Below are 23,109 nucleotides of genomic sequence, written 5' to 3'. Positions count from 1 at the left end.
CAAACGTTTGTGCTAAACGACTATGTCATAACTGCGCTATCAGTTGCTCGCAGTCTGCGATGGTCAATTTGGCATTCATAACGAGTCGAATGCGAGCGGTGTTTGCAGGAACAGTAGGCGGTCTAATAGGCAAGGCGTAAAATCCAGCGGCTTGGAGCTGTTTTGCCTTTGCCATGGTACGCGCATTGTCACCCAAGATATAAGGCACAATAGGCGATTCGTAGGTAGGAGTTTGTGCTGATGATGGGACACGATATTCAGGACTGATGGCTTGGCTCAGTTGTTTTGAAATTTGCGCCAGGTGTACGCGTTGATCAGTGAGCGCTGGCATTTTTGCTAAAATAAATCGTGTCCATGCATGATTGATAGGGGGTAAGGCGGTACTAAAAATTAGTGGGCGCATAGCGTTAATCAGCCACTGCTTTGTGATATCGTCACACATGATGTAAGCACCAATTGATGCAAAGGCTTTACCAAACGTCCCTACTAAGTAATCAATATCTACTAAAGTATGTGTTTCTTCTGCTAGGCCCAAACCTGTTTTGCCAAGTACGCCAACAGCATGTGCTTCATCGACATATAATTCAATACGAGCATCTTTTGCTTTTAGTTGTACTAATTGAAGCAAATCCGCGCGGTCACCATCCATACTAAAAATACTTTCAGTAACAATGATGATGCGCTCAACGCTCTCATCTGCCTGCTCAATAAACCGAGCCAAATGTTCGTAATCGTTGTGACGGTAGCGACGATAGGTGACCAGTTTGCTTTGACTCAAACGCATACCATCGATGATACTCGCATGTACCAGCTTGTCAGCTAATATCAGCGTCTTGACTGGCAGGGCGGTCAACGCGGGCAAAATACCAAGGTTAGCATGATAGCCACTATTCAATACCAGTGCTGTTTTTGAGTTAAGGATTTTTTGTTTAGGAACGTTTTGTTTTTCTACTGCGCTCTCGTACCAATTTTGCAGTTCAGACTCTAATGTTTGTAGCTGGGTGTCATTGCCCGTTAATAGCCGCGATGAAGTAGCGCTCATTTTGGGAGGCAGCGTATCGGATGATTGCTCCAACTGATCAAGGAATTCAGCCTGCAACTCGGTATCACCGCCCAAGCCTAGATAGTCATTACTGGCGATATTGAGTAATGCTTCGCCTTCTTTAATAATGTAGCGACCATGATGTTGCAGCTCGGGCAGTTGGCGATATTGTTGTTTTGCTTTGAGGTCTGCAAGCGCGACTTGCAAATGATCGGTGATGGCTTTTTTCATCTTTTCTCTTTATTTTTCTATTATTTAAGTCGTATTTGGCAAAAATTCTGCGAAATGAGTAGGAATTATTGCACAAATGGAGCGGTTGTAACAAAAGGTTTCATATCTAAGCCTTTGTAACTAGTGGACTGATAAATGCTTTCAAACTTTAACTGTCATACCATTAAACACTGACAGAGTGTCTGAAATAGTTTGTTACTATATCCTCATCGTTAGCAGACAAGACGATAGGTCACTAAGACCACTATAAATAAACAACTTGTTTGTCCCAATTTTCTCTGAGGAGCTAATAATGAAAACTCTACAAAAAACGTTACTTGCACTAGCAACTGGTTCTTTACTTACTGTTAGCGCACAAGCCGCTGTTAACTATGGTAATGGCTATACAGGTCAGCCGTATGTTGGTGCTAAAGTCGGTCAATTCGATTTAGATATCGATAATGCTGATGATCCAACTGCCTATGGTGTGTATGCTGGTTACAACTTTGATCCTAACTTCGGCGTAGAAGCTGAGTATGTTGGTTCAGATGACGCTGACTATAGAGGCGGCGACATCGATGCCAAAACATATGGCGCTTATGGTACCTATCGTTATGCATTCCCAAATACTGGCTTATATGCAAAAGGTAAGCTGGGTGTAGCGAAAACTGAAGTAGAAGCATCTAATACTAATCTAGGTTTATCTGATGGTTCAAGAGACGATACCAATCTTGCTGGTGGTGTAGGTCTTGGTTACGCAGTAAACTCTGACTTCAGTGTTGAAGCTGAATACGACATGTTAGGTGATGATGTAGATCTTATGACTGTTGGTGCACAGCTAAAATTCTAAGTATTTAGCCTAGACTAAGCATTTAGCTTAAGTACTGCAATAAAAAACGATCACTTTAAGTGGTCGTTTTTTTTCGTCTAAAATTATATAAAACATATGTTTACTTTATTGGGTAATTTGGTATGATATCGCACTACTAAAAACAAGTGAAATATAGTTGAGTAGTATTCAAGGTTAAACAAATCATTTGTTTATTAAATCCAAGGTTGAGAATAGTCTATGAAAAATCTACAAAAAGCGTTACTTGCAGCAATCGTCGGTTCAGTAATGACAATGAGTGCGCAAGCAGCAATCTCTTATGGTGCTGGTCAATCGTATGTTGGTATTAAAGCCGGTAAGTTCATGGTAGATGTTGATGATCTAGATGATCCAACGGCGTACGGTGTATATGCTGGCTATAATTTTGATTCTAACTTTGGTGCCGAGATTGAATACGTAGGCTCTAGTGATACTGATGTCGATACAGGTAATAGTGGTGTTGACGCTGAGTATGACCTTAAAACCTATGGTGCTTATGGTACTTACCGCTATGCATTCCCTAACACTGGTCTATATGCCAAAGGTAAACTAGGCTATGCTAAAGCCGAGATTGATGCTTCTATAAGCGACGACTTTGGCAACTTTGAAAATAACAGTGGTAGTGATAGTGGTGTCGCTGGTGGTATTGGTTTAGGGTATAACTTCAACCCTAACATGAGTGTTGAAGCTGAATATGACTATGTTGCTGAAGACCTTACGCTATTAACTCTTGGTGCACATTACAAATTCTAAGTCTCAAACCTTAACTAAAAAATGATCACTTAGGTGGTCGTTTTTTTTGCCTAAAATTCGTAACAGATATTTTGAGCGCACAGTATGTAAATGTGTATCAGAAATACGGTTAAAGCATTGTTATCCTTAAAAATATGATACATTAAAAACTGGAATGATAAAGATAGGAATGGTGGCAAGGATGGAGATGTTTTTGATGATTGAACCTTGGCATTGGCTGGTATTGGGCTTCTTACTATTGATCGTTGAGATGTTTGTGCCGACGTTCGCCAGCTTGTGGTTTGGCGTAGCCGCCGTGATCATTGCCGCCTTAGCGTGGTTGCTCCCTATTTCTTTATTATTTCAGGTGCTGATCTGGCTTACGCTTTCGGTTTTGTTTATGTTGGCTTGGATCAAATACATCAAGCCCCTATCCATGAGTCGCAAAAAGGCGGCGCAAAGCAGTAATTTAGTGATTGGTGAGACCGGTATGATCGTGGTCAAACCACAAAAAGGTATCCCTGGTATGGTGCGCTTTAACGTACCTGTTTGGGGAGCGGATGAGTGGCCATGCCGCACAGCAGGTGCGAGGGTCGAGATGGGCGATCGCGTGGTGGTCTTAAAAGTGGTCGGCGATGAGCTGGTGGTTGCTCCCACACAGCGCCTCCAAGCACCCAAAACGATACGCCCAAATATTACACCGACACTCAATAGCCAAGTACCTGCAAATACTCAAGTGTCTACCAAAAAACCTAACGGGAATAGACTGAGCTTGCACAAACCTGACCCCACAGAGACAGGCACTAGCAAATGACGCGCATGATATACCGAATATTTTTAAATCAAGATAAAAAGGACATAAATCACGTCGCTGGCAAACAAGGCGAGGATCAAGGAGAATCGTATGAGTAGCATCTTAAGTATTTTAAATGGCGGCGGTATCGTGATGTTGGTATTAGCAGCCTTGGTGGTTTTTACTGTCTTTAAGAGTGTCTGTATTGTCCCGCAGGGGTACAAGTGGGTTGTGCAGCGACTGGGTAAATATCAGCAGACCTTAGAGCCTGGCTTTAGCCTTATTATTCCTTTTGTGGATAGAATCGCTTATAAAGTTACTACCAAAGACATCGTACTAGATATCCCATCGCAAGAGGTTATCACCCGCGATAACGTGGTCATCATCGCTAATGCGGTCGCTTATATCAACATCTTACGCCCAGACAAAGCAGTCTATGGTATCGAAGATTATGAGCATGGTATCCGTAATCTAGTACAGACATCATTGCGCTCAATCATTGGTGAGATGGACCTTGATAATGCCTTATCGAGTCGTGATGAGATCAAGGCATTGCTCAAACAAGCGATTTCAGAAGACATCGCTGATTGGGGTATTACTTTAAAGACGGTAGAAATTCAAGACATTAATCCTTCGCAAACCATGCAAGCCTCTATGGAAGAGCAGGCAGCAGCAGAGCGTTTACGCCGAGCGACAGTCACCCGTGCTGACGGCCAAAAACAAGCGGCTATATTGGAAGCAGATGGACGTCTTGAAGCGTCACGTCGCGATGCTGAAGCGCAAGTGGTACTGGCCAGAGGTTCAGAGGAGTCGATTCGTCTTATCACAGCGGCGATGGGTGATGAAGAGATGCCGATTGTCTACTTACTTGGTGAGCAGTACATCAAGTCTATTCGCCAACTGGCAGAGTCTGATAACTCAAAAATGGTGGTACTACCAGCAGATATCTTGAGCACTGTAAAAGGTATGGTCGGTGATAAATTAAAAGTGTAGAAAGTGTAGTTAGCCAGTCATAAAAAAAGACCTCGCATGAGGTCTTTTTTTATGACTGATAATTGGTTTTTGAATCGTAAGCTTAGATCACTTTTGAGAAGTGGCTATTATGTTTATCTTTCAAGTACTCATCAAACACCATGGCAACATTGCGACCGAGTAGGCGTCCTCTTGGTAAGACGCGAATACCCGCTGCATCCATATCGATCAGTCTATCGTTTTGCATCGTCCCTAATTGTTGAATCTCATCAATAAAGTAAGTAATGGCATCGATACCAAACTTTTGATTCACATCTTTAAAGTCGAGATAGTCATGACAGAGCAGATTCATAATGACATATTCACGCAATCGATCTCTGATAGATGTCTTGATATAGTTTACAGCAGGCATAACCAGAGGGTTAGATTTTGCTTTGTCTATTCTAGCTTGATAGGTGTGTAGATCGGTATCGTTTTGCAATATATAGCGGGTGTTGCTATTGGCAATCTGACTGATGGATGAGACACCAAAGCCCAACAAATCACAGTCGCCCATGATGGTATAGCCTTGAAAGTTGCGATGTAACTTACCTTGGCGCTGGGCAACAGCCAACTCGTCATCAGGCTTGGCAAAGTGATCGATGCCAATGTATTGATAGCCAGCTTCGGTCAGTGTATTGACAGTATTGCCGAGCATGGCAAGTTTGTCAGCTGGAGTTGGTAAGTCTTCATCTTTGATCTGACGCTGAGCTTTAAAGCGCTCGGGCAGGTGAGCGTAGTTAAAGACTGACAGACGATCTGGTGACATCTTGATAATACGCTGTACAGTGTTGCCCAAAGTATCAGGTGTTTGATGCGGTAAACCATAAATGAGGTCAATATTAATAGAGCCAAAACCAAGCTTACGCGCTTCGTTTAACACATTTTCAATCATTTCTGCTGAGTGCACGCGATTGACGGCGATTTGTACCGTTCCATCTAAATCTTGTACGCCCAAGCTGATACGATTGAAACCTAGGTTGCGCAGTGTTTGTAGGGTATTGTCACCCAGTTCACGGGGATCAATCTCGATAGAGTAATCACCTTCATCTTCAGGTAAAAACTCAAACTGAGTGTGCAAGAACGCCCACAGTTTTACTATTTCCTCGTCACGCAAAAACGTTGGTGTACCACCGCCTAGATGGAGCTGCTTGACCAGTGGTTTTTCGCTGCCATCTGGCGCAGATAGTAAGCGACGTTTCAGAGCAATCTCAGCGATCAGGTATTGTAGATAGTCACCAGAGTCGCTGTTTTTTTTGGTAATGATTTTATTACAGGCACAGTAATAGCAAAGGTGACGACAAAACGGAATATGAAAATACAAAGATAGTGGCGCGCGCGACTCACGATTTTGGAGAATTTTTGTCTCAAGAGCAGTCGTTTCGAGTCTGTCCGGTATCGGCGTGAACTCTAACGCCGTTGGGTATGAGGTATAACGTGGGCCTGAACGATTATACTTGTTGATGATGCTCTCATCGAACGGGGGTAGTTGCTTACTGGTGATGCTACCGCGCGTGCTGGCATAAGGATTGTCTGGTTGCATAACAGGGCGCACCGTGGTGGGCGAGTCGTCCGCACGGTTGTAAGGCTGTTGAGTGTGTTGTTCTGAGTAGTCTGTCATGCGATATTCCTCGTTTTGACGCCGAACATACGGATTCTTATATGGTTAGTCGTTCAGTAAGTGAATGCTAGTCTTATTTTTAATAAGCTGATAAGAATATTTGAGCAGGTTATTGGTAGCTGTATTTATCACCGAATTTGTGATGGCTAGTATAACAAATCCTTATTGCCAGTGGGGTGGTTGGTCAGTGTGCTCAGCTATTAAAATACAGCGGTTACTTTGACACAGAAAACCCCAGCACTTTGGATAAAAAAAACCCCAGCACTGGGCTGAGGTTTTTATATTTCTGCTTTACTTATCTACTTCATTTTGCCAATGCTACTCTCTCAGTTGAATGGTACCACCAACCGCTTGGTCATTGACTTCAGTTTTACTAAAAGGCAAGCGTATCCAGTCTTTGGCTGAGTAACGGCGTGTCTGATCACGGTGATACGGTCGCGTGCTGTCTGAGGCTTGTGAATATGCCAGTAACGCTTCTACGACAGGGCCGTTGCTATCAAAAGTTACGGTCTGCATATAGGTAGGACCAGCAGTGATTGGCTTATAAGTACCATCTTCATTGAGTCCTGGGCCTTGAGCGACGTTGAAGATACCTTCGCGTCCAAGTCCGCCATGCATAGAGATTTTTTCGTTATTACTACCTGCATCGATGACGTACTGTAAGTCTGCCAAAGAGGCATCAAGGGCGATATTTTTGTCATTGAAGTAGCTAATGGCATCTCCCAATGCCTGACGCGTATTATCATTGATAATCAGGTCACGTGGCGTATTGACAGGGTCATTGATATCGAACTTCACATTGAAGGCATCATCTGTAGTTTCAGTAAAGTCGACGCTGCGCCAAAACTCTCTGAATACATGAGCACCTTTGCTATCTAGGTTATTACGGCGATCCCAATTGCTCAGAATATTACAAGCGTGAGTGGCATCGATAGTACCACCGCTAGTCAGTGGCATCATAGGGTTGGTTGTACAGTCTGCCAATACATCATCGAGTACGAGCTCAGCAACATAGCTACGGTTGCCATAGACCACGTCTTGCATATTATCCAGATTAAAGGTGGTGCCACCAAGTTGGTCTGTATTGCTCAGTCGGTCTGAGATCTGTGTCAGTCCCATACGCGAACGCATCAGTAACGGTACGCCTTCTACTGCATTGGGTCCTAAGAATGGTGTTAGACGGCGACGTAGGAGCGGTGAGAACCCAGTCAGTGGCTGCTGTGGATTGCTCAACCAGTAGCTGTCGTTTGAGTTGGCGACGTAATCATCACGAATCAAAAATGGCAGGTTTGAGCGTCCAAAAATACCTGCTTGCGGTGAGTCAGCATCATTGCCCCATTCACAGGCAGCTGTGGCTCCGTTTAGTGCTGGCAAGTCTGCTGCAATCAACGCGCCAAGGAATGGACCAGCATTGGCACTACAAGCTTCAAGCTTATCTTTGGTAACATGCGGTACGGTTGAGATATCGGCGTACAAGGCCTTGCCGTAGCGGTCAGTAGCAATGGTATTGACGAACCCAAGACCAAGGGTATCCTGCATTCTATCGACTAGGTCTTCGACACTCGTGGCTTTATTCATACTACGCCATTGATTGAGAGCACGCGGATTCTCAGATGCCGCATCGCGAATGGTATAAGCGAGATTGTTATCACCCCAGTTAGGCAGCTGATCGTTTAGTGCTTTTACATTCAGCATCGGTCCATATTGAGATAGATATAAAGACTCAACGCGCTCACCGCCATTTGGCAACTGAATCGTTACCTCGACTTCTTCGATATCACGCTGCTCAAATACACCGTCGCTATTTTGATAGTTGTATTTCATAGGATTGCCATTTACCAAGCTAAGCTGATAAAGGGTAAAGCGTTTGGCGGTAGAGACCGTATGACTCCACGCCACATCTTTATTAAAACCAATATTGATAAAGGGCTGGCCTTGTTGAGCGGCGCCCATCACATCGAGCTCACCTGGCAAGGTCAAATGAAACTCATAGAAGCGCTGTACGCCCTCCCATGGCTCATGTGGATTGCCGTACAAGATACCGCTATCAGTACCGGTTACCTCGCTGCCAAATGCATAGGCATTACTACCACCCTTCATCGCATTGATTGTTGAATTATCAAAATCAGCTGTTGGCTCTGGGTTGATAGTGCGCATTCTACTGCTGTCCATAGTCATATCTTGATCAGGCGGTGCTGCTGCGACGATAGATCTGACAAAGTTAGACAAGCCCCCGCGCAAGTTTGCTTTGCCGTAGACAGTCAGCAAATCATCAATCGTAATCTCACGTACCCATTCGGCGCCAGCGCAGTCAGGATTGATGTTATCAACCCCTGTATCACGTAGATATCGGCTATAGCCAGCAGCGTAACCTGTGACAGCATCAATAGTCTCGGGATCCTGAGCAGCCAAGAAACTAGCGCGTCTCTCTGGAGAGTTATACCAAGTATAAAAAACGTCGCTGTCTACGTCACCGTCGTCACCGAGGTAGCGCATGCTCTGTCCGCTGGCTACGACGACCTCACGTGCTAGTGAACAGATGTTGTCCTCCGCAAAAGCGTAACCTACGCCGTAACCGAGCCCTTTATAATCCTGTGCGGTAATATGTGGAATGCCAAATTCAGTGCGCTGAATATCTGCAGCGTAGGTAGTCTCAGAATCAAAGGGGTCGTTATCGCCATCTGTGAAACAACCAGACAGTCCTACAGAAACAGCCACTGTGAGTAGCGCGAGCCTAGGCACACGCTGAGGAAGCATATCGATGCTCATAAGCTTATCCATCCATGGTTAGTTGGTGTGTATAAAGCGGATAGCAAGAAGCCGCTTTATATAGACAATAAAATCCTTTTATTGCCAATGCTCTGATTGATTTTGAACGCTAGTAGTGATTTGATGTTTGCTGAGCAGCAAACAAGAGTGGTATCAAACATGCCTCAGTCTTTAGCCAGTAGGATCAAAATTAAAACGAACATCTACTCATCATATAACACTATTTACTCACTATACCAGTGATAAAACACGACATTTGCGCACTGATAAAGAATACTCTATCATCAATCATCCCCTAATATTAGGAAAACACTGATGTCGTTTGCTCAAGTCTATACCCGCTCAGTCGTCGGTTTGCATGCTCCCAAAGTCATCATTGAAGTTCATCTGTCGCAAGGGTTACCTGCGTTGACCATCGTCGGTCTGCCTGAAGCGGCTGTACGCGAGAGCAAAGACAGAGTGCGCTCTGCTATTCTTAATTCAGGGTTTCAGTTTCCCAATCGGCGTCTCACGATTAATTTAGCTCCGGCTGATCTACCTAAAGATGGTGCACGTTTAGATTTACCAATAGCCATAGGTATATTGGCGGCAAGCGGACAGCTTGAGCCAGAGGTGCTATCGAAGTTTGAGTTTATAGGAGAGCTGGCACTTAACGGTGAACTGCGGCAGGTCACTGGCAGTTTGGCAGTTGCCCGCGCGATCAAAGCGGAAGGGCTAGCATCAAAACTATCGCAGACACCGCAACTTATCGTACCCGTTGATAATGGGGGTGAGGCCAGTCGCGTCGATGGCGTGACGATACTGGCCGCGCAGAGTCTAAAGGCAGTTTGCGACCATCTACAATCCTTGACTGACCCAAGTGCAACTTATGACTGCTTGGAAGTAGTGCAGCCCCGTCCAGCACCGCAGCATGTCGGGTATCAAGTAGATTTAGCGGATGTTAAGGGACAGCATCATGCCAGACGCGCGCTAGAGATTGCAGCAGCTGGTGGTCATTCGTTGTTGTTTACTGGACCGCCAGGTTCGGGTAAGACGCTTATGGCATCACGGCTGCCGACGATACTGCCTGATCTGAGCGATGAAGATGCGCTAGAAGTTGCCAGTACGTACTCAGTGGCAGACAGCGATTATGACTATGGGACAAGGCCGTTCAGGCAGGTTCATCATACGATATCGGCCGTCGCATTGGTCGGTGGTGGCTCACGGCCCAAACCGGGCGAGATTACTTTGGCGAATAAGGGCGTTTTGTTTCTCGATGAGTTACCAGAGTTCGATCGCAGCGTGCTTGAGGTGCTGCGTCAGCCGTTAGAAGCCAAGCAAATTACTATTAGCCGTGCCAACTCTCAAATGACCTTTCCGGCGAACTTTCAGCTGGTCGCTGCTATGAACCCTTGCCCGTGCGGTTATGATGGCGATACCTCAGGGCGTTGTCGTTGTCGACCTGAGCAAATCAAACGCTACCAAGACAAATTATCAGGGCCGCTATTAGATCGTATTGATCTGCATATCACCGTACCAGCGCTGCCTATTGCTGACTTGCAAAACACGCAGGCAGGTGAGACGTCTAAGCAAGTGCGTACTCGAGTAGCGACTGCGCATCAGCAGCAGTTAAAACGGCAACAAAAAGTCAATAATGAGCTTAGTCCTAGTGAGATTGATCAGTACATTGAGCTGGGTGACAGTGAAAAGCAACTATTGCAGCTTGCCCAGCAGCGCTTGAACCTCTCTGCTCGTGGTTACCATCGGGTACTGCGAGTGGCTCGTACCATTGCTGACTTGGCCAATAGTACTGATATTAATAGCGCCCATGTGTCTGAGGCGCTGAGCTATCGCAGCAAAGCGTAACCTTGGTTTTAGCAGATTTTTTGGCAATTCCTTCTGAGCACTGGACAGATATTATTACGGATTAAATGCTATCTGCCATAATCCAAGCAACCAAGTCGGCAAAATTATCAAATGCTGCGGTCGGGTTTAGCTCACGAATATCTTGTCCGTAGTTATAGCCATAAGACAGTCCAAGCGTATCCATATTGGCGTTTTGTCCAGCCAACATATCGTTTCTAGAGTCGCCAATCATTATTGCTTGAGCAGCATCAATATCAAGACTTTTGCAGACGTGTAGTAGGGGCGCTGGGTCTGGTTTTTTTGCAGGTAGACTATCACCGCCCATCACTTCACTGAACAAATCCTGCCAGCCAAATGACTGTAGTATTTTTGGGACAAAACGAATGGGTTTGTTAGTCACCAGGGCAAGTGTATAGCCAGCGTCATGGAGTTTTTTGAGTCCTTCGTCGACATCTGGATAGGCGACAGTTTTGCTACCGCTTAGCTTGTTATACGCATCAAGAAATATGTGTTCTGCGTGATCGGCTTCCTCAACCGTTAACTCGCTGTCTGCTACCTCTACTTTACCCACCAGCGCGCGCTCTACCAGCAACCGTGAACCATTGCCTATCCAATTGCGTATCGTCTCAATAGGGTAGGTTTTCTTACCAAGAGTGGTCAGCATAGCATTGGTCGAATCAGCCAAATCGGGCACGCTATCAATGAGTGTGCCATCAAAATCAAAGATCAAAAGCTGCTTGTCGTTATTGTTCATTTCTTTTTTACTCATTGCCGTGCCTATTGGTTAATGGGTTTGCATTTGCTCTTGTAGTTACTCGACATCTTTGTAGCGTTCGCGGTGCTCTTTTTTCATTCTTAGATAATCTTCATTCTCTCGGCACTCGTCCCATTTGACCTTAAAGATTCGTGCAGACTCTGCTTTGATAGGATCCTCGATTTGCCTTGGCAATTCTTCGCGACCATGAGCACCGCTTTGACCTTTTTTATCATCAGGGACTGCGCCTTTATACTTTTTGCCGCCTTTGTGATTGGCATAGCGACGAGCGCGGGTATAGCCCATTTGTATAAACTTACGCGCCATATCCGCACCAACAAAATCATCGTCGGCCAAGTAGTCCAAAAACATCTGATAAATAGTCTCACTACTCTCGGTGGCGATATCAGGCGTGGCAAAGCGCCAGTGCGGTAAGATTTCAGACTTATAAGGTTCTACGAGTAGCACCCCTTGCTCACCGCGGCCAACACGATACAATTCAGGCTGAGCGCGCAAATCTAAGTTTTTGTAATCTAAGTCGTAATCAAATTCTCTCATAATGGCTACCCTTGTTCTTTATTATAATTGGTATCTACTCACATATGGTTATTGAGTATACTGAGCCAAGCTGTTTAGAAAACAGGATAAAAATGTTATGCAATAGTGACGGTGTGCGACAAGCATGAATAACAGGCATAAAAAAAGCCCCAAACATTGCTGTTCGGGGCTTTTTAGAATTCTATTAACGAATGGTGGCTCGAGGCAGGTTCGAACTGCCGACACACGGATTTTCAATCCGTTGCTCTACCGACTGAGCTATCGAGCCGTCTTCGTTGAGGTCGCTATTAAACTAAATATACGCGTCGCTGTCAAGCTATTTTCGAATTATATCTAATAAAAGACGATAAATAATCAGATATGGACAAAATTAACCGTTTTAGCGCTCGGTTTAGTCTTTTACGCGCAGCAGTTCATACTCGCTCATAATACGGTGAATATCAGTATCAGCAGGTACAAACTCACGGACGCCTTTTTTGACCTCCGCATCATAGACCAATTTAATAAATTTGGCATCGATGGCGCGTTTGCGATTCTCCGGATGCACGGTGAGATACTGCAAACGTTTGGCATCGGTCTGTCCATCATCAAAACACCCAACCGCAGCGATAGGTTTGTCATTGAACATACCGACATATAGGGTCTGTCCGCGTTTAAACCCTTGCTCAACGATATTTAACACCTCAGTACCATTAGGCTGCGTATCATCGCTATCGTACAATGCCTGCAAACGCTCTGCTAGCTCATTGTCGCGAGATGGTTTTTTGATGAGTGGTGCATCCAAACTATTGATGGCGATCGCTTCTAAAGGCATAGTGGTTCCTATAAATAGAGGGTTTTTATAGTATAAGGGTATAGTACGGGACAGCACAAAGTCATAACACGGCACAACGTTATAAAGAGTAGGCTACAGAATAGAGTATCTAAAAGTTGGTGCAAGTCATGATTGATAATACTCAACACACTATTTTAGCAGAATGAGGTGATTTTGTGCGTGGTTTGGCCCTTGAGCGTGGCAGTAAATGTTAGGGTTTGCTATGATGAGGCTACATAATATTAAGTACGTATAAACCCTAATATATTGATATCTTTTGTATATATCATTTTTTAATACTTGTAACGCTAGTGCTGATTAGAGTGCTAGCAGAAAACATAATATAAGGTAATAGGTATTTTTTGCCTTACTTATTGACCGCTTTTCACTGATAAAGAACCGATAGAGAGTAGCCATGACAGCCAATGCAACTGAGCAAAATCAAACAACAAACCTAAATCTACATGGTCGCCCTGAGCGTATTGCGACTGTCGAGCGCATCACAGCCGAAACGCAAATCACCTGTACCGTCAACCTCGATGGGACTGGTAAAGGTGTGGTAGACACGGGCGTACCGTTTTTGGATCATATGATTGATCAAATTAAGCGTCACGGTTTGTTTGACCTAGACATCAAATGTGTTGGCGACACCTTTATCGATGACCACCATAGTGTCGAAGATACGGGTATTACGCTGGGCCAAGCATTCAACAAAGCCTTAGGTGACAAAAAAGGCATCCGTCGTTACGGACATTTCTATGCGCCGCTAGACGAAGCGCTGACCCGCGCGGTCGTTGATCTATCAGGTCGTCCAGGGCTGCACATGGATATTCCATTCACCCGCTCGCACGTTGGCCGCTTCGATGTTGATCTGTTCAGTGAGTTCTTCTATGGATTCGTCAATCACTCATGGATGACCGTACATTTGGATAATCTCAAAGGTAAAAACAGCCATCATCAGATCGAATCAACCTTCAAAGCCTTTGCGCGTGCGCTACGTATGGCCTGTGAATATGATGAGCGTGCATTGAACACCTTGCCATCGACCAAAGAGGCTTTCTAAGGCGCATTTGAGGCTCTTCTACAAGGGTTACTCAAGAGGGTCAGTCAAGCTTGGTGTACTGGTTGTACAGCCTGCGCTCGACTTCCTTGTAGCAAAACCTTATCTACACCTTAGTAATAGCTAGTAATATAAATAGTATAGTAGTCAAAATATTTAAAAACGAGAGCCAGTTGATGACCAAAGTAGCATTATTAGATTATGGCATGGGCAATCTGCACTCAGCTGGCAAAGCGTTGTCAGTCGTTGGCGCAGACGTCTCTATCACCAATGACCCAAAAATCGTGGCGGCAGCAGACAAGATCGTCTTCCCTGGTGTCGGCGCGATGCGCGACTGTATCGCTGGTATGCACGATGCAGGCATCGATGATGTCATACGCCAAGCAGTGTTCAACAAGCCCGTCATGGCTATCTGTGTGGGTATGCAGGCATTGTTTGAGCAATCCGCTGAGAATGGTGGCACAGATTGCCTTGGCATCTTAAACGGCACGGTAGAAGCATTCGATCCGACGTGGAAAGACGAGCAAGGCGCTACGATAAAAGTACCGCATATGGGCTGGAATACTATCAATGAGATGGATACCGATCATCCGCTGTGGCACGGTATTGAGGACAACGCGCATTTTTATTTTGTACATAGCTATTACTGCGAGCCTGCTGATAGTGCGCAAGTCGCGGCGGTATGTGACTATGGTCAACCGTTCTGTGCCAGTGTCATCAAAGACAATCTATTCGCCACCCAGTTCCATCCAGAAAAGAGCCATACTGCGGGTTTGCAACTACTCAAGAATTTTGTAGAGTGGGATATATAAACAGGTAATAAACGCAAAATGAATATTTAATTTAGCAAAGGGTAGATTATCAATTGTATAATCTACCTTTTTTATTTTCTGCTGTTGTCATTCTTAGTTGTCGATTCTCAGTTATTATTGTTTGATGATACGCTCAATTACTTCTTGTTCGCTTATATTTGGAATACTCTATTGGAATTTACCGATTTTAAACTCAATATGGTCGAGATTACGGGGCTTGCCAAAGATGCTTTGCATATCTATGTCGGTATTGGTGTCTACCTGCTTTGTCTATTCTTACTGCGTCCTATCATTAAAAGCCAAAATATCAGAGCATTTATCGCTTTAATTGTTGTGACTGGCGTGGCGTTATTTGGTGAATACTTGGACAATCGCCATATCATCGTACCCAAAGGGCTCCTAGCTTTAGAAATGGTGGACATAAAGGCCAGCCTGCACGATCTCATGAATACGTGCTTGCTATCTTATGTGCTCTTTGCGCTCAATAAATGGACGACGGTCTTTCACCCAACCAATAAATCTACTTCAATAACCAAACGCCATAAAAAAACGGACTATTAATCAGTCCGTTTTTATTTGTTCGTTTGAACTTACGACTATTTGCTTTGCGCTTAATTATAAAGCTCACGAAACACTTCCGCCAATCGCTTTGATACCATGCTTTTGCATTTGTTTGTCAAGAGCAGTATTCCTATAAGAACATCCACACAAATGACTTCTAAAATAGCTTCCACCTAAATTGATCGCTATTGCAGCGGTTGTGATTTGACAGATCAAACACGCTCTCTTTACAAAGCTTACGAAATATAAAAAGTCTTGTCTATTTAACCCTTTCTCAGTTTGTTATTTTAAAGTAAAGAGTCGCGGTATCGGCGTATATCCTAAGCACATTGTCTTTAGATACTGCCTTTAGATATCGCCTGACTCGGTATCGATCCTCCATAATTAATAATAACTAGGAAGCACTATGAATATCCAAAAAATACTAGACAATGCAAAAGAAACGTTAGGGTTGCAAGCACAAGAAACCGAAGCGGGGGTATATATTCCTTCCAAGTCATCTTTGAAATTGGCGGCCCCAAGTAAAACTAATTATGACAATACAGAGTATGACACGCCGTATACGGGCAATAAAAAAATCCTCATGGTCTGTACCGAGCAGCAATACATGACTATGGAAAATGGTAAAAAATTTGATACTGGCAATCACCCTGTTGAGATGATGGTGCCCTTATTGCATTTTAAAAAAGCGGGTTTTGACGTGGACGTTTTTACGCCAACAGGAGCGTCTGTCAAAGTTGAGCAATGGGCGATGCCAGAAGATGATGACGACGTTAAACAATTATACGCTGAGTATCAGTCAAAGCTTGAGAGTCCGAACAGTATCGCTAACTTTGTCAAAAATGACATGGCCGATAGCGACGACTATGCAGCGATTTTTATTCCAGGTGGTCATGGCGCGATGCTAGGCTTGCCTGAGGACAAGAACCTTGGCGAATTGCTACGCTGGGGCCATGAAAATGACTTGTTTACCTTAGCGATTTGCCATGGACCTGCCGCTTTATTGTCCGCTAACCTAAACGGTTCTGATAAGGCAGATGATAAGTCCGAGCGCGACTTTATCTTTAAAGGTTATGAGATGGTAGCGTTCCCCACTGGTATGGATAAGCAAATGCCAAAAATTGGCTATCTGCCTGGTACGATGCCATGGTACTTTGGGGAAAAGCTTGAAGACCTAGGCGTCACTATTAGCAATAAACTGGCCACCGGTAGCACTCATCAAGATAGAAAACTGATCTCAGGAGATGGACCATTAGCTGCCAATGAGTTTGGTAAACTAAGCGTTAATGAATTACTAAAAGCGCTTAGCTAAAAGGGTGGCAAACCGTTCACTTAAAATAAAGTAGATCATTTCAGAGCATAAAAAAACGGACTATTAAGGTCCGTTTTTCGTTGTAACTCAAAAGATATCTAGTTTGTTACCTGAGGAAAGGAACAAAGCTAATACCACAGCAATTATCGGTAGCACCAAAAATTTACTCCATCCAAACGGCAAAGCATAAGCCAGTTTCGGGTAAAAAGGGCAGACATAGACAGCTATTCTGTCTTCTGAAGTTATCGACTTAGCTACTGCCTTTCTAACTCCGTTTTCACCAAAACTACGCACTCCTCCAAAAGCATTCAATAATGTGTTGGTATAAATGACACCTTCGAACTCATATTGATACTTAATAAAAAGCTCATGTACGTCACCCAGATAAGAGAATTTGGCAGATGTAATCACTATTCTTTTATTTAAAACTTTTGCAGATATTTTTGGAAAAAATAAAAATGCAAAGTCAGTCATAATTCCTATTAAGATCCACACCAAAAAAGTAGCTGAGAATATAAATATGCCATAAAGTAAAAATATTGGGTACATAGTTATCAGACTTTGAGTTTATATGTTAGCTATTAGCCTCATCATACAACTCGCGTACTACCTCACCAATCACCCTAATACCATCCGTTAGCGTCTGCTCATCTGCCGCGATACTCATACGGATACACTCATGTGCGTGCTGATAATCGCTGACATCGACACCGGGGAAAAAGTACTCACTTGGTACAATCAACGTGCCTTTTTCTTTAAGACGCTCGTATAGCTCAAGGGTGGTAATCGGCAAGTCTTTGAACCATAACCAAAAGAATATCGCCCCTTCAGGCTTATGAATCATCAATGGATAATCGCCTAATTCTGCTTTTAACAGCTTTATCGCGAGTTTCGCCTGCTGTTGATAAAACGGTTTAATCTCATTATCAGATAACTGCTTGATACGATCGTTTTCGACCAGTGGTGTGGCTATCGCTGCACCAAAGCGTGTCGGTGCTAGATTGACCACGGCATTCATCGCGCTAACTGCCTCTATCACTTCTGCATCGGCCACGATAATACCCGTACGCATACCAGGCAAACCAATCTTCGATAGGCTAAAGCAAAGGATTGTATTGTTATCCCAATTTAAAGTGACATCAGAATAGATGATATTTGGGAAGGGCATACCGTAAGCATTATCGATAATCAGCGGAATGTCATAGCGCCCCGCAATCTCGGCCAAATGCGCCATTTCATCGTCGGTGAGCACGTTGCCCGTCGGGTTGGTCGGGCGTGAGCAGCAAATTGCGCCGATACGGCCTTCTTTTAGCGCGGGCAAGTTTTCTAACGCCTCAAAATCGACACGATATTTAAAGAAGCCTGCTTCGCCATCATGCGTCACTTCATCGATGTGTGGTAATACGGCTGCGAAATGCTGACCTTCGACATGCACATCGCTATAGCCGATATACTCAGGGGTCAATGGCAGTAGAATGGACTTGTCGATAGACTCGCTCTGCTCGTTTGTGAACGCTCCGCCAAATAGATTAAACAGATAGAAAAATGCATTTTGCGAGCCATTGGTCAGGGCGATGTTCTCCGCCGTGAGGTTCCAATCATAATGACGGTTAAAGAAGCCAACCAAGGCATCGATAAAGGCGGCATCGCCTTGCGGATTGGAGTAGTTCGCCATACTGATAATCGCGCTACTATTGGGCACGCCTGCGTCGTTATCAACGCCCAGCGCCTTATAGGTCTCTAAAAATAACTCATTGACGGCATCAATTTTGGCAGGGTTGCCACCGCCCAGCATGTTGACAGGCTGATCGCTTTTTAGCGCGTCGCCCAGATCATCCATCAATTGCGAGATGCCAGTGGGCTGGGTAAATTTTTGACCGAATTTTGAGAATTTCATAAGGCTACCATGCTGTTTGGGAGGGTGTTATAAGTTGGTATTGAACCGATAAAGTTGGGCTAGTATAGCAAATGAGGACTATAAAATAAGCAAAGTGCATGGATGATATTGGTTTAAATGTCTATACAGCTTATGAAGCAAAAAAAAGCCTTCTAGGTGAGTAGAAGGCGTTTTGGTTTAAACGGCTTAGGGTTTTGGAGCTAATCTCGCCATCCGCTAATATCTTATATGCCCACTGGCGCGGTGACTAAAGGCTGATAGTGTTCCTGTTGCCTCGATAACCCTCTCAGCCAAGTCCTCGCAAGCCAGTGATCACATAAGTATACTTACTACTGTCGAGGCTAAACCGCTCCTCCAATTGACGTTTGTGGTCCTTAATTATCTAATCACTCATTTTGTCAACCAAATTAACTAAACCAGATTTATCCATAGTATTAAATATAGGTCTAATATTATCAAAAGATTGATTTTTTAAATTACCTTCCTTATCCTTACGAGTTTGACTGAAAGTGAATAGGATTCTCTCTTTAGCTCTAGACAGAGCAACAAAAAAAGCACAGTTATCTTCATTTGCTTGACTGTTATATGACCAAAAGGCATCATCTTCTAACCCTACAAATATAACCGTATGATATTCTAATCCTTTACTTCTATGAATAGTCATTACAGGTATGGTGTTTTTACCTACAAGGGTATCTAAAGCAGTTTTAAGGTCATTAGATTCTTGATAGGATTTCCATAACTCCTTATACAATTTGGTTAAAAGCCTACTTAACTCTTTTTTATTTTTATACTTGGGAAACTGAGCTTTTAATCTATTGGTATCTATTAACTTCACTGTATCTCTAAGCAACTCCTTTAAATTATCTACAGTTAGGTCATTAAAGTTATAATTAATCTTTTCTTGCTTAATGAATTTGAAGAGTTTCTTTTCTATATTTAATAAACCCTGATGGTCAAGCTCTGAATATAAATTACTGATAAAGTCAAAAGTATCTTTCCTAGTAGTAGAGTCTTTATTATCTAAAATTCTGTACAGCATATTAATAGCGAAAAGGGTGATTTCTTCCGAGAGTAATTCGTAAAAATGACCTTCGTCTCTAGCTTGGATACCATTTTCACAAAGGTGAGTGATTAATTCTCCCACATATAGGTTTAACCTCTGTTTAATTAAGATACATATCTCTCTAGGGTTTACATGGTCATCAGAAATGAGACTTTGAATACCATCTAATAAAAATTCTTTCTCTTGTTCTGTATTCTTTAAAAATACTATATCGCAGTCACCATCATCTTCATCCCATCTTGTATCTGCTATGGCTGTTTGTGCGTCTCCTAACATATACTCACTGAAATAATTTAGTAAATTAACAATTCTAGGAGCACTTCGGTAATTCCTATGAAGACGTATTTCACTTGCATCTGTATCATTTATAAAATCTTGGAATACAGTAGGTATTGCTCCTGCCCATAACATAATACGTTGTTTATCATCACCTACGGCTGTAAAAATAGAATCACTATTAAGAAAACAGGCTTTGAATAAATCATACTGAATACTAGTAGTATCTTGAAACTCATCAAGGAAAACAAATTGATAAGTAATCTGTAGATATTTTTTGATTTTTGGGTTGGTCTTTATGATTAATTCAGCCAACCGCATTATCATTGCAAAAGTTAATTTAGATTGAGCAGAATTTATTAATTCCAACCAAACCTCATGTACTACACCTGTTGACGTTTTATTAAAGTCTATTGGTAATTGCTCATTATGCCTAGCCATCATTCGTTTCTTTTCACGAGAATAAATTAGGCTTTCTCCTCTGTTAGAGTAAAGCTTTAGGACCTCTTTATCATCTAAAAGTAACTGATAGTCAGAAGTAACATTTATTCCCTCTGGTAAAGCCTTTTTAAATCTATCTAAAATTTGTTTAGCAAAAGAATCAAATGTAAAAGAATCAAATCGTTTAGCTAAATCTTCTCCACACCGCTTTTCGACTCTTTCTTTAAGATTAAACGAGGCGTCTCTCTTAAAGCTAATAGCCAGAATTTTACGAGGATATTTGCAAGTGTTAGTTTCTAACAAATAGCTAGCCCTTTGAGCCAGCATTTCCGTTTTACCTGCGCCTGGACCTGCTAAAATCAAACGATTATCTACTGATTTAACACTGAGTAGAGCGTTAGCTTCAAGATTTAGACCATCGCTAGGTTGCCACTCTTCTGGACTAATTATTAGCATAAACCCTCTATTAAAATTTCAAAAGAAAAATACTTGTAACGTCATCCAAGCTCAACATTGGCATGTTCATCGTTGTTCTACGAGCAACTCTTTTATACGATTGAAGAGTGTCTTAAATAAGTCAGGAGTAGCCTTTTTGATTTCATTATCTGTCATTTTTGATAAAGCGAGAATATGGGTTGTAGGTTTGCCTCTTCCTAAAAAGTGATAGTTATACCAAATCATTAGTTCTTTATCTTCTTCACTGTAAGTATCACCTGTAGCACTGTCTGATTTAAGAGTTGCCTTAACCCCAGCTCCTACCTTTGCTAGAAATTCAGCAGGATGAGTTGTTCTGTCAGGTATTTCAGGACCCCCGTTTTTTGGTATCGCCTTTTTATAGGACTCTACATAGTTTTGTAGCATTAAAAAATCTAAGTCGAGAGGTTGAGAGAAGTAGACATCGTATGTATTTAAGCGTTTAATCCACTGGTATATAATTTTAACATTATTGTCGCTCAAATCGCGTTTGTGCATAATTTTCAACTTTTCATCTGGAAAAATGCTTCCATTTTTTAAGACTAAAAGTTGGTTTTTGTCCACTCCATTTTCGATAAGTTGATTTAATGCATACTTTACTCTTCCCCAACCACCCCCATGTCGTTCTAAGTCCAAATCTAATAAGGTGATATAGGGTATATGCAATGTTTCCAATAGCTTCCATATATGATTGACAAACCTATGACCTAATGGAGCAAAAGTAATTATATTGTCATCAAAATCAACTTCTTCTATTTCCATAAATTTATTAAAAATAACTTCTTCTGTATCGCCCTCTCCAATAACGACTAAACGGGCAAAGTATATTTCAGGGTAGTTATTAATAGCTTGTTTAATATATTTATAAGATTCATCTTCTTTTTTAGGCAGTATTATTTCGTTGACCTCTGACTCGTAACTATCAGTTATTCTGAAATGAAGAATGCTTTCAGGGTCTATTCGTTTAACAATTGAAGGAGTATGTGAGGAGAGTAATACTTGAGAGTGGTGTTGTTCAGAAATTTTATTAAGGATTTTGACTACACGACCAAGCAGTTGCGGAGCAATGTGGTTTTCAGGTTCTTCTATCGCTAAAATGGTCAATAAAGGACGAGTAGCTTCTAGAGAGTCATCGTCACTCTCATTTGCTAACTTCTCTTCAATCTCCAATAAAGCGCATACTAAGGTTAAGTAAAACATAGAGCGATAGCCATCGCCTAACTCATGAATCTGGAACTGTTTATGAGTACCTGTAGGACTAAACGTTATTTCTAACTTTTTCAAAATTTCGTCTGACGTGCTAGAGCCAAACCCTAAAGCCGTATCTCTATAGCGCTTATCCTTATGAAACCTGCCCCAAACACTTTTAATGACGTCATCAATCACACCAAATTCATCTAGCCCTTTAAACGATTGGTTGATTTCCTGAATTTTGCCGTCAAATTCTACTTTAAAGGCGTCATTCCATTGAATTTTTCGAAGAATTCTATATAAAATAGAACCTGATGCGTATTTTATTTGTTCTGAAGGCTTTCTAATAGCAGGTACATAGAGGATTTGTATGAGATTTCTTAAGTGAGATTTTAATACTACTCTATCTTCTGTAGATTCTTCTTCGTTATCAGCAACTTTTATAAAAAATGTTTGAAATTCGACTTCACCATCAGGCTGAATTTCTGATTTTTTCCACTGTGCTTCTAACCGAATGCGTATATATGGGTCTTCACCTTGTGCGTCAATAACCATATCACCAAAATAAAGTACGACTGCTTCTTGTTCGCTATCTTCATCAGAAAATTGAATCTTTACTTCAATTGAAAGCTCACGTTCTTCTATAGTGTTTGGGTCTTCATCTTTACCAATATGAAAATCTTCTCTTACAAGCATTCTTTCTGACAATGAGGAACCAAATAGTTTCCGTAATGACTCTAAAGCTGTGGTTTTGCCAGAACTATTAAGACCAATAAAAGCAGATAGCTTATTTTTCAAAGGTATTTCTTCGCTATCTAGAGCGAATGATTTGAATCCCTTTATTCTAAGATGAGATATTTGCATAGGAAAGCCATACTCTGAAAGCTAATTTATCTCAAAATATAACAGTATTGTTGCAATATTGAAACTTAGTATTAATATATTAAATATAACTAACATTGACTGAAGGTGTAGTTTAGTTCTAACAATAGCAAATCAAAA

At 42.4% G+C, this 23,109-nt stretch carries 19 protein-coding genes and 1 tRNA gene; 9 read left to right on the top strand and 11 right to left on the bottom strand.

Features of this window, described 5'->3' with window-relative positions; translation table 11 throughout:
* Positions 1 to 25 precede the first annotated feature (25 nt).
* The gene (locus AC5JPT_RS09210; protein ID WP_493857864.1) at positions 26 to 1,273 is read right to left on the bottom strand and encodes an 8-amino-7-oxononanoate synthase; all 1,248 of its coding nucleotides are present in this window, start codon (positions 1,271 to 1,273) and stop codon (positions 26 to 28) included.
* 292 nt (positions 1,274 to 1,565) lie between these two features.
* On the opposite strand from AC5JPT_RS09210, the gene AC5JPT_RS09205 reads away from it, so the two are divergent.
* The 4 genes from AC5JPT_RS09205 to AC5JPT_RS09190 all read left to right on the top strand — a co-directional run bounded on the left by AC5JPT_RS09205 (position 1,566) and on the right by AC5JPT_RS09190 (position 4,638).
* The gene (locus AC5JPT_RS09205) at positions 1,566 to 2,102 is read left to right on the top strand and encodes a porin family protein (protein WP_319050834.1); all 537 of its coding nucleotides are present in this window, start codon (positions 1,566 to 1,568) and stop codon (positions 2,100 to 2,102) included.
* Positions 2,103 to 2,321: 219 nt separating this feature from the next.
* A complete protein-coding gene (locus AC5JPT_RS09200) occupies positions 2,322 to 2,873 on the top strand; it encodes an outer membrane protein (protein ID WP_319050835.1) in 552 nt (183 codons plus the stop codon).
* 196 nt (positions 2,874 to 3,069) lie between these two features.
* Positions 3,070 to 3,666 (top strand): NfeD family protein, encoded by a 597-nt coding sequence (locus tag AC5JPT_RS09195; RefSeq protein ID WP_493857863.1) that lies wholly within the window; start codon positions 3,070 to 3,072, stop codon positions 3,664 to 3,666.
* 90 nt (positions 3,667 to 3,756) lie between these two features.
* Positions 3,757 to 4,638 carry an SPFH domain-containing protein gene (locus AC5JPT_RS09190; protein WP_319050837.1) on the top strand — a complete coding sequence of 294 codons (882 nt, stop codon included), beginning with the start codon at positions 3,757 to 3,759 and terminating at the stop codon, positions 4,636 to 4,638.
* A gap of 82 nt (positions 4,639 to 4,720) precedes the next feature.
* On the opposite strand, the gene hemN is transcribed toward AC5JPT_RS09190, so the two are convergent.
* Complete coding sequence (hemN, locus tag AC5JPT_RS09185; protein WP_493858459.1) at positions 4,721 to 6,199, bottom strand: oxygen-independent coproporphyrinogen III oxidase; 1,479 nt, start codon at positions 6,197 to 6,199, stop codon at positions 4,721 to 4,723.
* A gap of 396 nt (positions 6,200 to 6,595) precedes the next feature.
* Positions 6,596 to 9,046, bottom strand: coding sequence for a penicillin acylase family protein (locus AC5JPT_RS09180; RefSeq protein ID WP_493857862.1), 2,451 nt, complete (start codon positions 9,044 to 9,046; stop codon positions 6,596 to 6,598).
* Between the two features lie 315 nt (positions 9,047 to 9,361).
* Here AC5JPT_RS09180 and AC5JPT_RS09175 point away from each other — a divergent pair, with 315 nt between their 5' ends.
* The gene (locus AC5JPT_RS09175; protein ID WP_493844049.1) at positions 9,362 to 10,891 is read left to right on the top strand and encodes a YifB family Mg chelatase-like AAA ATPase; all 1,530 of its coding nucleotides are present in this window, start codon (positions 9,362 to 9,364) and stop codon (positions 10,889 to 10,891) included.
* Positions 10,892 to 10,952: 61 nt separating this feature from the next.
* On the opposite strand, the gene AC5JPT_RS09170 is transcribed toward AC5JPT_RS09175, so the two are convergent.
* The 4 genes from AC5JPT_RS09170 to AC5JPT_RS09155 form a co-directional block, all read right to left on the bottom strand.
* A complete protein-coding gene (locus tag AC5JPT_RS09170) occupies positions 10,953 to 11,660 on the bottom strand; it encodes a phosphoglycolate phosphatase (RefSeq protein WP_493857861.1) in 708 nt (235 codons plus the stop codon).
* 42 nt (positions 11,661 to 11,702) lie between these two features.
* Positions 11,703 to 12,203 carry a DUF4385 domain-containing protein gene (locus tag AC5JPT_RS09165; RefSeq protein WP_493857860.1) on the bottom strand — a complete coding sequence of 167 codons (501 nt, stop codon included), beginning with the start codon at positions 12,201 to 12,203 and terminating at the stop codon, positions 11,703 to 11,705.
* Positions 12,204 to 12,395: 192 nt separating this feature from the next.
* Positions 12,396 to 12,471 (bottom strand) — tRNA-Phe (locus tag AC5JPT_RS09160).
* Positions 12,472 to 12,594: 123 nt separating this feature from the next.
* Complete coding sequence (locus AC5JPT_RS09155; RefSeq protein WP_319050843.1) at positions 12,595 to 13,017, bottom strand: hypothetical protein; 423 nt, start codon at positions 13,015 to 13,017, stop codon at positions 12,595 to 12,597.
* A 415-nt stretch (positions 13,018 to 13,432) separates the two neighbouring features.
* Between AC5JPT_RS09155 and hisB the strand changes: the two genes are divergently transcribed.
* The 4 genes from hisB to hchA all read left to right on the top strand — a co-directional run bounded on the left by hisB (position 13,433) and on the right by hchA (position 16,762).
* Positions 13,433 to 14,080, top strand: coding sequence for an imidazoleglycerol-phosphate dehydratase HisB (hisB, locus tag AC5JPT_RS09150; RefSeq protein ID WP_493844053.1), 648 nt, complete (start codon positions 13,433 to 13,435; stop codon positions 14,078 to 14,080).
* Positions 14,081 to 14,253: 173 nt separating this feature from the next.
* Entirely contained in the window at positions 14,254 to 14,889 is a 636-nt protein-coding gene (hisH, locus tag AC5JPT_RS09145) for an imidazole glycerol phosphate synthase subunit HisH (RefSeq protein WP_493858458.1), read from the top strand.
* A gap of 171 nt (positions 14,890 to 15,060) precedes the next feature.
* Complete coding sequence (locus AC5JPT_RS09140; RefSeq protein ID WP_493857859.1) at positions 15,061 to 15,450, top strand: hypothetical protein; 390 nt, start codon at positions 15,061 to 15,063, stop codon at positions 15,448 to 15,450.
* Between the two features lie 406 nt (positions 15,451 to 15,856).
* Positions 15,857 to 16,762 carry a glyoxalase III HchA gene (gene hchA / locus AC5JPT_RS09135; RefSeq protein ID WP_493857858.1) on the top strand — a complete coding sequence of 302 codons (906 nt, stop codon included), beginning with the start codon at positions 15,857 to 15,859 and terminating at the stop codon, positions 16,760 to 16,762.
* Positions 16,763 to 16,849: 87 nt separating this feature from the next.
* Here the strand turns inward: hchA and AC5JPT_RS09130 are convergent, their stop codons facing one another.
* The 4 genes from AC5JPT_RS09130 to AC5JPT_RS09115 all read right to left on the bottom strand — a co-directional run bounded on the left by AC5JPT_RS09130 (position 16,850) and on the right by AC5JPT_RS09115 (position 22,971).
* Positions 16,850 to 17,236 (bottom strand): hypothetical protein, encoded by a 387-nt coding sequence (locus tag AC5JPT_RS09130; protein ID WP_493857857.1) that lies wholly within the window; start codon positions 17,234 to 17,236, stop codon positions 16,850 to 16,852.
* 100 nt (positions 17,237 to 17,336) lie between these two features.
* Positions 17,337 to 18,659, bottom strand: a complete 1,323-nt coding sequence (locus tag AC5JPT_RS09125; protein WP_493857856.1) for a valine--pyruvate transaminase — start codon at positions 18,657 to 18,659, stop codon at positions 17,337 to 17,339.
* A 382-nt stretch (positions 18,660 to 19,041) separates the two neighbouring features.
* On the bottom strand, positions 19,042 to 20,898 hold the full coding sequence (locus tag AC5JPT_RS09120) for a UvrD-helicase domain-containing protein (RefSeq protein WP_493857855.1): 1,857 nt from the start codon (positions 20,896 to 20,898) through the stop codon (positions 19,042 to 19,044).
* Between the two features lie 66 nt (positions 20,899 to 20,964).
* Positions 20,965 to 22,971, bottom strand: coding sequence for an AAA family ATPase (locus tag AC5JPT_RS09115; RefSeq protein WP_493857854.1), 2,007 nt, complete (start codon positions 22,969 to 22,971; stop codon positions 20,965 to 20,967).
* Positions 22,972 to 23,109 lie beyond the last annotated feature (138 nt).

This window comes from Psychrobacter sp. H26, from assembly GCF_059073035.1.
The sequence above is the reverse complement of the archived record's forward strand: the minus strand, read 5'-3'. Positions and strand labels throughout refer to the sequence as shown.

Coding starts and splice junctions, on each gene's coding strand:
- AC5JPT_RS09120 (WP_493857855.1), bottom strand. CDS start 20,898: ATGCTAATAATTAGTCCAGAAGAGTGGCAACCTAGCGATGGTCTAAAT.
- AC5JPT_RS09180 (WP_493857862.1), bottom strand. CDS start 9,046: ATGAGCATCGATATGCTTCCTCAGCGTGTGCCTAGGCTCGCGCTACTC.
- AC5JPT_RS09130 (WP_493857857.1), bottom strand. CDS start 17,236: ATGACTGACTTTGCATTTTTATTTTTTCCAAAAATATCTGCAAAAGTT.
- AC5JPT_RS09155 (WP_319050843.1), bottom strand. CDS start 13,017: ATGCCTTTAGAAGCGATCGCCATCAATAGTTTGGATGCACCACTCATC.
- hchA (WP_493857858.1), top strand. CDS start 15,857: ATGAATATCCAAAAAATACTAGACAATGCAAAAGAAACGTTAGGGTTG.
- AC5JPT_RS09115 (WP_493857854.1), bottom strand. CDS start 22,971: ATGCAAATATCTCATCTTAGAATAAAGGGATTCAAATCATTCGCTCTA.
- hisB (WP_493844053.1), top strand. CDS start 13,433: ATGACAGCCAATGCAACTGAGCAAAATCAAACAACAAACCTAAATCTA.
- AC5JPT_RS09195 (WP_493857863.1), top strand. CDS start 3,070: ATGATTGAACCTTGGCATTGGCTGGTATTGGGCTTCTTACTATTGATC.
- hisH (WP_493858458.1), top strand. CDS start 14,254: ATGACCAAAGTAGCATTATTAGATTATGGCATGGGCAATCTGCACTCA.
- hemN (WP_493858459.1), bottom strand. CDS start 6,199: ATGCAACCAGACAATCCTTATGCCAGCACGCGCGGTAGCATCACCAGT.
- AC5JPT_RS09210 (WP_493857864.1), bottom strand. CDS start 1,273: ATGAAAAAAGCCATCACCGATCATTTGCAAGTCGCGCTTGCAGACCTC.
- AC5JPT_RS09170 (WP_493857861.1), bottom strand. CDS start 11,660: ATGAGTAAAAAAGAAATGAACAATAACGACAAGCAGCTTTTGATCTTT.
- AC5JPT_RS09190 (WP_319050837.1), top strand. CDS start 3,757: ATGAGTAGCATCTTAAGTATTTTAAATGGCGGCGGTATCGTGATGTTG.
- AC5JPT_RS09200 (WP_319050835.1), top strand. CDS start 2,322: ATGAAAAATCTACAAAAAGCGTTACTTGCAGCAATCGTCGGTTCAGTA.
- AC5JPT_RS09175 (WP_493844049.1), top strand. CDS start 9,362: ATGTCGTTTGCTCAAGTCTATACCCGCTCAGTCGTCGGTTTGCATGCT.
- AC5JPT_RS09165 (WP_493857860.1), bottom strand. CDS start 12,203: ATGAGAGAATTTGATTACGACTTAGATTACAAAAACTTAGATTTGCGC.
- AC5JPT_RS09205 (WP_319050834.1), top strand. CDS start 1,566: ATGAAAACTCTACAAAAAACGTTACTTGCACTAGCAACTGGTTCTTTA.
- AC5JPT_RS09125 (WP_493857856.1), bottom strand. CDS start 18,659: ATGAAATTCTCAAAATTCGGTCAAAAATTTACCCAGCCCACTGGCATC.